The organism is Rhodopila globiformis, assembly GCF_002937115.1.
Lineage (GTDB): Bacteria > Pseudomonadota > Alphaproteobacteria > Acetobacterales > Acetobacteraceae > Rhodopila > Rhodopila globiformis.
The window spans coordinates 1-8508 of sequence record NZ_NHRY01000268.1; the positions used below are offsets into that span (position 1 = coordinate 1).

Annotated in this window: 8 protein-coding genes; 4 read left to right on the forward strand and 4 right to left on the reverse strand. The window is 70.5% G+C overall.

Features of this window, described 5'->3' with window-relative positions; all coding sequences use genetic code 11:
• Positions 1 to 234 precede the first annotated feature (234 nt).
• Complete coding sequence (locus CCS01_RS29870) at positions 235 to 906, reverse strand: hypothetical protein (protein WP_104522482.1); 672 nt, start codon at positions 904 to 906, stop codon at positions 235 to 237.
• 185 nt (positions 907 to 1091) lie between these two features.
• On the opposite strand from CCS01_RS29870, the gene otsA reads away from it, so the two are divergent.
• Positions 1092 to 2462 (forward strand): alpha,alpha-trehalose-phosphate synthase (UDP-forming), encoded by a 1371-nt coding sequence (gene otsA / locus CCS01_RS29875; RefSeq protein ID WP_104522484.1) that lies wholly within the window; start codon positions 1092 to 1094, stop codon positions 2460 to 2462.
• 134 nt (positions 2463 to 2596) lie between these two features.
• Positions 2597 to 2974 (forward strand): hypothetical protein, encoded by a 378-nt coding sequence (locus CCS01_RS29880; RefSeq protein ID WP_104522486.1) that lies wholly within the window; start codon positions 2597 to 2599, stop codon positions 2972 to 2974.
• A 61-nt stretch (positions 2975 to 3035) separates the two neighbouring features.
• On the opposite strand, the gene CCS01_RS29885 is transcribed toward CCS01_RS29880, so the two are convergent.
• Both CCS01_RS29885 and CCS01_RS29890 read right to left on the reverse strand, forming a co-directional pair.
• The gene (locus CCS01_RS29885; protein WP_104522488.1) at positions 3036 to 4166 is read right to left on the reverse strand and encodes a M20/M25/M40 family metallo-hydrolase; all 1131 of its coding nucleotides are present in this window, start codon (positions 4164 to 4166) and stop codon (positions 3036 to 3038) included.
• Between the two features lie 42 nt (positions 4167 to 4208).
• Positions 4209 to 5144: a nucleoside hydrolase gene (locus tag CCS01_RS29890; protein ID WP_239992455.1), complete on the reverse strand. Its 936-nt coding sequence runs from the start codon at positions 5142 to 5144 to the stop codon at positions 4209 to 4211.
• A 526-nt stretch (positions 5145 to 5670) separates the two neighbouring features.
• Here CCS01_RS29890 and CCS01_RS29895 point away from each other — a divergent pair.
• Together CCS01_RS29895 and CCS01_RS29900 are read left to right on the forward strand one after the other, a co-directional pair.
• A complete protein-coding gene (locus tag CCS01_RS29895; RefSeq protein ID WP_104522492.1) occupies positions 5671 to 5856 on the forward strand; it encodes a hypothetical protein in 186 nt (61 codons plus the stop codon).
• 156 nt (positions 5857 to 6012) lie between these two features.
• The gene (locus tag CCS01_RS29900; protein WP_104522494.1) at positions 6013 to 7203 is read left to right on the forward strand and encodes an NnrS family protein; all 1191 of its coding nucleotides are present in this window, start codon (positions 6013 to 6015) and stop codon (positions 7201 to 7203) included.
• Between the two features lie 12 nt (positions 7204 to 7215).
• On the opposite strand, the gene CCS01_RS29905 is transcribed toward CCS01_RS29900, so the two are convergent.
• A partial coding sequence (locus CCS01_RS29905) for a (Fe-S)-binding protein (protein ID WP_204848471.1) occupies positions 7216 to 8508 on the reverse strand: 1293 nt, incomplete at its 5' end.

Sequence of the window (8508 nt, forward strand, 5' to 3'; positions counted from 1 at the left end):
ATCGGGGCGGCAGTCAGACGGGGCATGAAGGCTCCGGTGAATCAGGGCGAGGCGTGAGCCTGTGGCCTGCCATATTCAGGCCGCTCCTGACTCGCCAGAACGGCTCCTGACGGCGGCTGGTCACGGCGATTGCCGCCAGACTGTGGCAAACCAGACTCACCCGCGCCGGGCCACCCATCAACGGAGTCGCCACTTCCGGCGAGGTGTACTAGCTTTGTCTGGCAGTGCATCTTCTCACCCATACAACATCACCGGCCCCTGCCCCGCCGGCCGCTCATAATCAAACACCACCCACGCATGATGATGCTGCCCGTGGTTCGTCTTCTCCCCCATGTCGAACCACCTTATCCGCCGCGTCAGCACGATCACCGCGGCAAACGGCGCCGCCGACATCACGTCCGCCACCCGCGCCCCGGCAATCCATTGCAGCCGCACCAGCAGCGCCAGTTGCCCCTGCACCGACTCCGTCAGCGCCAGCGCATGGCTCAAAAACCCCCGCATCGCCGCCGGCGACCGCGACTGCCCCTCATGCGAGCCGCTGTCGCCATACGGCGGGTTGGTCACGATGCTGCGGCACCCGCGCGGCACGCCCTGGCACGCCAGGAAATCCACCCCCGCCTGCCCGAACCCCCGATCGGCGATATCGCTCGCCACGACGTCATAGCCATGCCCCACCAGCACCTTCGCCATCGCCCCGTCGCCGCAGCACGGCTCCCACACCGGCCCGCGCAGGCGGACGTGCCGCAGCAGCGACTCGGTCACCCAGTCGGGGGTGGCGTAGAAATCCTGCCCCTCCCGCTCATAGCCCGACACATGCACCGGCCGCCCGCGCGGCGGTCGCCCCGGCGGCGGGTCGGAGGCAGCAGGCTCGGCAGGCCGATCGAACAAAGGCAGCGTCACGTCCATGGCGTCGTCATCACCGGCAACAGGGAACCAACGTCGAAGCGACTCGGCAGTGTTCTGTAACAATACCCGGTAGCCGCCCGCGGCGCCACAAAACCGTCTGTTGGCCCACCGGCGCAATTCCGCCTAAGGTGCCTGTTACGAACCATGCGTGCCGTTTTCCCTCTGCCCGGGAGGCAGATCCCGCGATGTCCCGTCTCGTCGTCGTCTCCAACCGCGTCGCCCCGATCCAGGAGGGTGAAGCCACCGCGGGCGGCCTCGCCGCCGGCGTGCTGGACGCGCTGAAGCAGAAAGGCGGCCTGTGGTTCGGCTGGAGCGGCGAGGTCACCGCCACCAGCGAGCCAACGCCCGAGCACACCGTCGGGCCGATCACCCTGTTCACCATCAACCTGTCGCGGCAGGACTACGACCAGTTCTACCGCGGCTTTGCCAACGGCACCCTCTGGCCCGCGCTGCACTACCAGATCGGCTTGGGCCGCTTCGAATGGCCGGAGTTCGAGGGCTACCGCCGCGTCAACGACCTGTTCGCCCGCGCGCTGACGCCGCTGGTGCGGCCGGATGACCTGGTCTGGGTGCACGACTACCACCTGCTGTGCCTCGCCGACTCGCTGCGGGCGAACGGGCTGCGCAACCGCATCGGCCTGTTCCTGCACACCCCCTTCCCCGCCCCCGGCGTGTTCATGACGATCCCGTCGCATGCCGCGCTGATCAAGGCGATGTGCGCCTACGACCTGCTGGGCTTCCAGACCGAGCAGGACCGCACCGCCTTCCTCGACTACGTCACCCGCCACGCCGGCGGCTCGGCCGACGGCCTGGCCGACGGCACGGTGACGATCGACGGCCGCGTCGTGCGCACCGGCGTCTATCCCATCGGCGTGCACGTGGAGGAAGTCCGCTCCCAGGCGGAAACGCCGATCAACCGGAGGCAGGCGACGCGGATGCGGGCCAACCTGATGGAACGGCTGATCATCAGCGTCGATCGGCTGGATTACTCCAAGGGCCTGCCCCAGCGCTTCGCCGCGTTCGAGCGCTTCCTGGCCGACTATCCCGCCCAGCACGGCCTGGTGACGTTCATGCAGATCGCCCCGCCGTCGCGGTCCGACATCGAGACCTACCAGCGCATCCGCCGCGAACTGGAAGCCGAGGCCGGCCGCATCAACGGCCGCTTCGCCGAGGTGGACTGGGTCCCGCTGCGCTACCTCAACCGCAGCTTCGCCCGCAACGTGCTGATGCCTCTGTATGCCGAGGCGCAGGCCTGCCTGGTGACGCCGCTGCGCGACGGCATGAACCTGGTCGCCAAGGAATTCGCCGCCGCCCAGGACCCCGAGGAACCCGGCGTGCTGATCCTCTCCGAATTCGCCGGCGCCGCGCGCGAACTGGACGCCGCGCTGCTGGTCAACCCGTATGACGAGCGCGGCATGGCACAGGCGATGGACCGCGCTTTGTCGATGCCGGTGGAGGAAAGGCAGGACCGCCACCAGGCGATGCTGGCGGTGATGCGCCGCAACAGCCTGGAACGCTGGCGCGACCGCTTCGTCGCGGACCTGCAAGCCGGCTGAAGAAATCGCCTGTTCCCACCAAGGTTTTTCCGAAGGCGCGCAATCTGTGAGGCGCTTCACTGCATCGTCGTGGCGTGGCCGCTACGTCGCCCCACCCGCCCGGCGTTGTGCCGCGGGTCGATCAGGAGCGAAACATGGCTGCGAACAGGTTCACGCTGAAGGGTTCCGGCGTCGAGGTAGACTACACCATCGGCATCACGCCCGGCCTGCCGGCGCTGCTCTACAAAGAGGGCGCCTTCCAGAAGAGCTTCACCGAAGCGGAAATCACCACCGAGGACACCGGCCTGGGACAACTGGTGTCGGTTTCCCTGATCCTCAGCATCGATACTGGCGGCAAACGATTCGGCTTTTTCCTGCCGTTCATCGACATCGCCCGCGGCCAGACGGCGACCTTCCACACGATCGGCATCGACGAGATGTTCAGCGGCCCGGATTCCGTGCCCCATCGCCCCTCCCGCTGGCGCTGCTTCGAAATGACGGGAGAAGCCCAGTCGGTCATCGTTCCGCTGTAGGAGCATCCGTCCACGCAACCCGGCAGGCGGCGGCGAACCGCCTGCCGGGCCTTCCACGGGCTCAGTCCAGCGTCGCCAGCAGCCCCGCCATCAGCTTGCCGCGATACGTCAGGCTGTCGATCTCGATATGCTCGTCCAGCGTATGCGCCCCGGCCCCGGCGACGCCCAGCCCGTCCAGCGTCGCGATCCCCATCGCGCCGGTGAAGTTGCCATCCGACCCGCCGCCCGCACTCTGCGCCCTGATCGGCTGCCCGAGGCTCTCAGCGATGGCCCGTGCCTGCTCATACAGCGCCAGGCAGCCGGCATCCGGCTCCCACACCGGGCGGGTGACGCCGCGGGTCACGGTGAACTGCACGTCGTTCGATGACGCCCGCAGACTCAGCATGGCGGTGAGGCCGTGGTCCAGGTCCTCCTGCCGCTTCGCCATCGACAGCGCCTCGCCGGTGCAGGTGGTGGCGACGCAGTTGACCCACTGGCCGCCGTGCACCACGCCGACGCTGAAGGTGCAGTCGTCCGTCGTCAGGTCCTCGATCTCGATCAGCTTCCGCGCCATCTCGCGGATCGCCGAACGACCGGCGCCGAGGGCTGCGCCGGCGTGACTGGGGCGGCCGGTGGCTGCCAGGTTGAAGCGGGCGATGGCATAGCGCCCGGTAACCACGCCGCCGTCCGGCCGCGCCGGCTCCGGCACCAGCACGTATTTGTGGCGGGCGGCCTCGGCCTCGATCAGGTCGCGGGTGGAGGGCGAGCCGACTTCCTCGTCGCTGGTGAACAGCACGGTGACGGGCAGCCGCGTGCGCGCCCCGGCGCGCTGCAGTTGCCGGATCGCCTCCAGCGCCAGGTAGTTGCCGCCCTTCATGTCCAGGATGCCAGGCCCCCAGGCGCGGTTGCCGTCGCGGCGGAACGGCAGCGCGGCCAGCGTGCCGACGGGATGCACGGTGTCGAAGTGCCCCATCAGCAGGATTCCCGGCACATCGGCCCGGGCGTGCGGGAAGCTGGCGCGGACGCAGTCGCCATAGCCCATGCGGCCGGCGATGCGCTCGATCCGCGCGCCGGCCAGCACCAGGGCGCGCGCGGCCAGGTCCATCATGCGGTTCACCGCCGCCGGGTCGAAGGTCGGGCTTTCGCATTCCACCCAGTCCCGCAGCCCGGCGAGCATGGCGTCGGCGTCGAACGGCAGCGCATCGGGGTTCATGCGACGAGGCCTCCTCCTATGATTGCCTCCAGCCTGCCACGCTCAGGGCAGGTGCGCGAGCCTGTGCCCGAGCAGCGCGAAGAACCCGTTGGCGTCCAGCGTTTCCAGCACCGTGGCGTTGGGCGGGTCGCCGGTGCGGTCCCAGCGGTCGATCACGGTGCGGCCGCGCCCCGGCCCCGGCCCGAGGTCCATCCGCACTGAACACGCCCGCGCCGTGAACAGGTCCGGCCGGATCAGCCAGGCGACGGCGCAGGGATCGTGCAGCGGCGTGCCCAGAGCGCCCCCCTGGCCGCCGAACCGCGGCAGCGGCGCCACGCTGGCCTGGATGTCGCACGCCGCAAGCAGGCAGCGGCCATTGCCGAGCGCCCGCCAGGCGGCGAGGCGCGCCGGCGTCACCAGCGCCTGCGCGGTCAGGTCCAGGGTGGCGAACACCAGCGGGCGGCCGCTGGCCAGCAGGATCGCCAGCGCCTCGGGGTCGCTCCAGGCGTTGAACTCGGCGGCGGGGGTGACGTTGCCCTCGCCCCAGGCGCCGCTCATCAGCACGATTTGGGAGACGCGCGCGGCCAGGGCCGGCTCGGTCACCAGGGCCAGGGCGAGGTTGGTGGCCGGACCAATGCCGATGAGCGTCACCGGCTCGGGATGGGTGCGCAGGATGGTGCGGATGGCGTCGGCGGCCACGCCGGGCGCGGCCGGACCACCCGGCGGCAGCACGACGCCGCCCAGCCCATCCGCCCCATGCACCCGCTTCTCGCTGGTGAACTGCCCCAGCAACGGCCGATCGGCGCCGGCGTGGACGGGGACGGCGGCGTTGGCGAGGGCGACCAGCGCCAGGGCGTTCGGCAAGGTCTGCCGCAGCCCGACATTGCCGCCGACAACGGTGACGGCCAGCACGGACAGCTCCGGCGAGGCCAGCGCGAGCAGCAGCGCCACGGCGTCGTCGGTGCCCGGGTCGCAATCGATGATGACAGGTATCGCCACGGCCTTGTCCTGGATGGGTCGGTTGCGCATCCATCAGACGACCGTAGCACCGGCTTTGTCCATCGGGAGCCACCGGGCCGGGCCGGAACAGGCTGGGGCCCGCGGGCTGCCTGCCATCGTGGAGCGCCACCAGGCCGGGATCATTCTCCCAACGGCGAGCCGCCAATGCTGCCAGAATGTGCAATCGTGGCCAATTTACACGAGTGACGAGCCAAAGGATATGCAGATAGGTATTTTTTAGGCAGACACTCTGGACAGACAGATACGGTGTGCTACGAGTCAGGCGTTGGTGCAGCGCAGCATGGCGGCGCTGCCGGCAAAGCCCTGATCGCATCAGCATTTGGAGAACCCGCCCGCATGCTATGTTCCATGCCCGGCCGGCTGATCCTGCCCAGCGAGGCCAATGTGGTGCGCGAGCCCAGGCCCGGGCAACCCTGCAACGACCGTGGCGAGGCGATGCATGGCCGCCCGGCTGTCCGGCGTGGCACGCGCCCTGTCCCTGTCAGCTAAGCGGAGAGGCCAGCGCATGAGCGAGATCAGCTTCGAGGCCCGGGTCAAGGCCACCGGGTTGCGTCCGACTCCCTCCGACCTGCCGAACCTGGAGGCCCTGGTGCGGGATCTTGACCGCGCCGCGGCCTTGCTGCGCGGCCCCAGGAGCGATGCCGAGGAACCGCTGAGCACGTTCCGGCTGTGGCCATCCGGGGCGGCCTAGCGCCGGCACCGGGAGCGGGCCTCCTGCGCCGAGGCCGACCGGACACAAGGCGCGGTGGCGCCGGATCGTCGTTGCCCGGGTTGTTGCCGCCGGATTTCACTCGGTCCTCGTCCGTGCGATGCGGCATAAGGGCGCCTTTCTGTCCGGGTTCCACGCATGACTGTTGTTCCCCGCCTGCGGCCTTACCAGGGTCCGGCGCTTTTCAGCTACGGCTTCCGGCCCTTCTTCCTCGCCGGCGCGATCTGGGCGGCGCTGGCCATCCTGCTCTGGCTGCCGCTGTTCTTCGGCCGGATGCAGATCCCGATGGCGTTCTCGCCGGTGGACTGGCACGCGCACGAGATGCTGTACGGCTACCTGCCGGCGATCATCACCGGCTTCCTGCTGACCGCGATCCCGAACTGGACCGGGCGGCTGCCGCTGAACGGCAACCGGCTGATCGTCCTGGCGCTGGCCTGGCTGGCCGGGCGCCTCGCCGTCCTGGTCTCGGCCCCGATCGGCCCGGTCGCGGCGGGCGTCATCGACTGCCTGTTCCTGCTGCTAGTCGCCGCGGCCACGGCGCGCGAGGTGATCGCCGGCCGCAACTGGAAGAACCTGCCGCCGGTCGGCCTGGTGCTGGCGTTCTTCGCCGGCAACGTGCTGTTCCACGTCGAGGCCTGGCAGACCGGCTCGGCCGATTACGCCCGCCGCATCGGCATCGCCGCCGCCATCGCCCTGGTGGCGCTGATTGGCGGGCGGGTGATCCCCAGTTTCACCCGCAACTGGCTGGCGCGGCAGGCCCCCGGGCGGCTGCCGGTGCCGTTCGGAGGCTTCGACAAGGCGGCGCTGGCGGCCTCGGGCGTGGCGCTGGTGGCCTGGGTGGCGTTGCCCGATTTCGCCGTCACCGCGGCGCTGCTGCTGGTCGCGGGCGTGCTGCATGCGATCCGGCTGGCGCGCTGGGCGGGCGAGCGGGCGCTGCGCAACGCGCTGCTGCTGATCCTGCACGTCGCCTATGCCTTCATCCCGCTGGGCTTCCTGCTGACGGCCGCGTCGATCCTGGCGCCGCAGGCGGTGACGGTGAGTGCCGCCGTGCATGCCTGGACCGCCGGGGCCATCGGGGTGATGACGCTGGCGATGATGACGCGGGTCAGCCTCGGCCACACCGGGCGGGACCTGGCGGCCGGGTGGCTGGGCTGCGCGATCTACGCGGCGGTGATCGTGGCCGCGGTCGCGCGCATCGGCGCCTCGCTGGACATGGACGCCTATGCGACGCTGCTGCTGGTCGCCGGCGTGGCGTGGATCGCGGCGTTCGGGCTGTTCGCCATCGGCTACGGGCCGATGCTGATGCGGCCGCGGGTGGGGGCGCGGTAGCGGCGGGGCGCTTTATCGCGCGGCGAGCGGCAGCGGCTGCTCGCCCAGCATGTCGCGCAGGATGACGTCGCGGGCTTCCTCCAGGTCCAGGCCGTTGGTTGCGATCAGCGGCGCCGCCTGTTCCAGGATGGCATCGACGTCCTGCATCATCTTGAGGCGCTTGAACAGGTCGGGGCGGTGCAGGCCCATGCTCTCGCCGACAAGTTCGAGGAAATTCACCACCTCGAACGGCCAGTCGCGCTGGTGGCTGCACAGCTCGCGGTGGCAGGCGTGGTAGATGCCGGCGAGCGTCGTGACGTTCGCATCCGCCGCGGCCTGGAGCTGGTTGCGGTGCACGTCCCGCCTGAACGCCGGCAGCGGCGCCAGCTTGTTGCACATGTAACCGATGCGCGGCTGCGCCAGGTCCACGAAGTCGAGGCCCGGGATGGCGCGCAGGATCGCCTGCGCCGCCTCCGGCACGCCCGGGTTGCCGGGATGCTCGTGCAGGCCGACGCGCTTCTCGACGCGGCGTTTGAGGTGAGGCCGCAGCGTGTCGAGGCGCTGGGCGAGGAAGCGGACGAACGGGACCATGTCGAGCGCCGCACGGCCCGGCGCGGCGATTTCCGTCAGCTGGATCTGGCAGGTCGGGCACCACGACAGCGCTTTTGGCGCCGCCGCCGCGAGACGATCGATCGTGCGATCTGCGACGCGGCCCGCGGTGACCAGGTCGCCGGCGCCGAACTGCAGCACGCCGCAGCAGGCCGAGGGGCCGCCCATGACGCGGTAGCGGATGCCCATCGCGTCCATGATGTCGAGCGCGAGCAGCGCGATGTGCGGCGTCTTCAGCACGTTGCAGCCGGTGTAGAACACCACGTCCGGCGCCGGCGCGTCCGCCGGGGCACGGAAGCGGGCGAGCGTGGCGGGCGGCAGTTGCAGGCGGGACAGCACGCGGACGCCCTGCGTCATGGCGCCGAAGCGGGTGAACGCGGTTTGCCGGCGCTCCGCTGCGGGGGCGCGGGCGATGTCGGCGGTGCGGGCGAGCGCCAGCATCAGGCGCGGGTTGACGCCGTGCGGGCAGGCCGGGATGCAATGGCCGCTGCCGGAACAGACGGCGGCCCAGCGGGAGGCCTGTGGGTGGGTGCCGCCGCGGAGGATGGTGAGGACGCCGGCGGTGAGAGCTTGCGGGTTGGTGGTGTCGAGGCCGGCGGGGCCGGGCATCGGGCAGATGTCCGCGCAGAGGCCGCAGGCGGTGCAGCGGTCGAGGATGTCGGCGGTGCGGGCGTGGAGGGCATGGTCCAGCGTGGGGGCGTCCATGGGCGGGTCCTC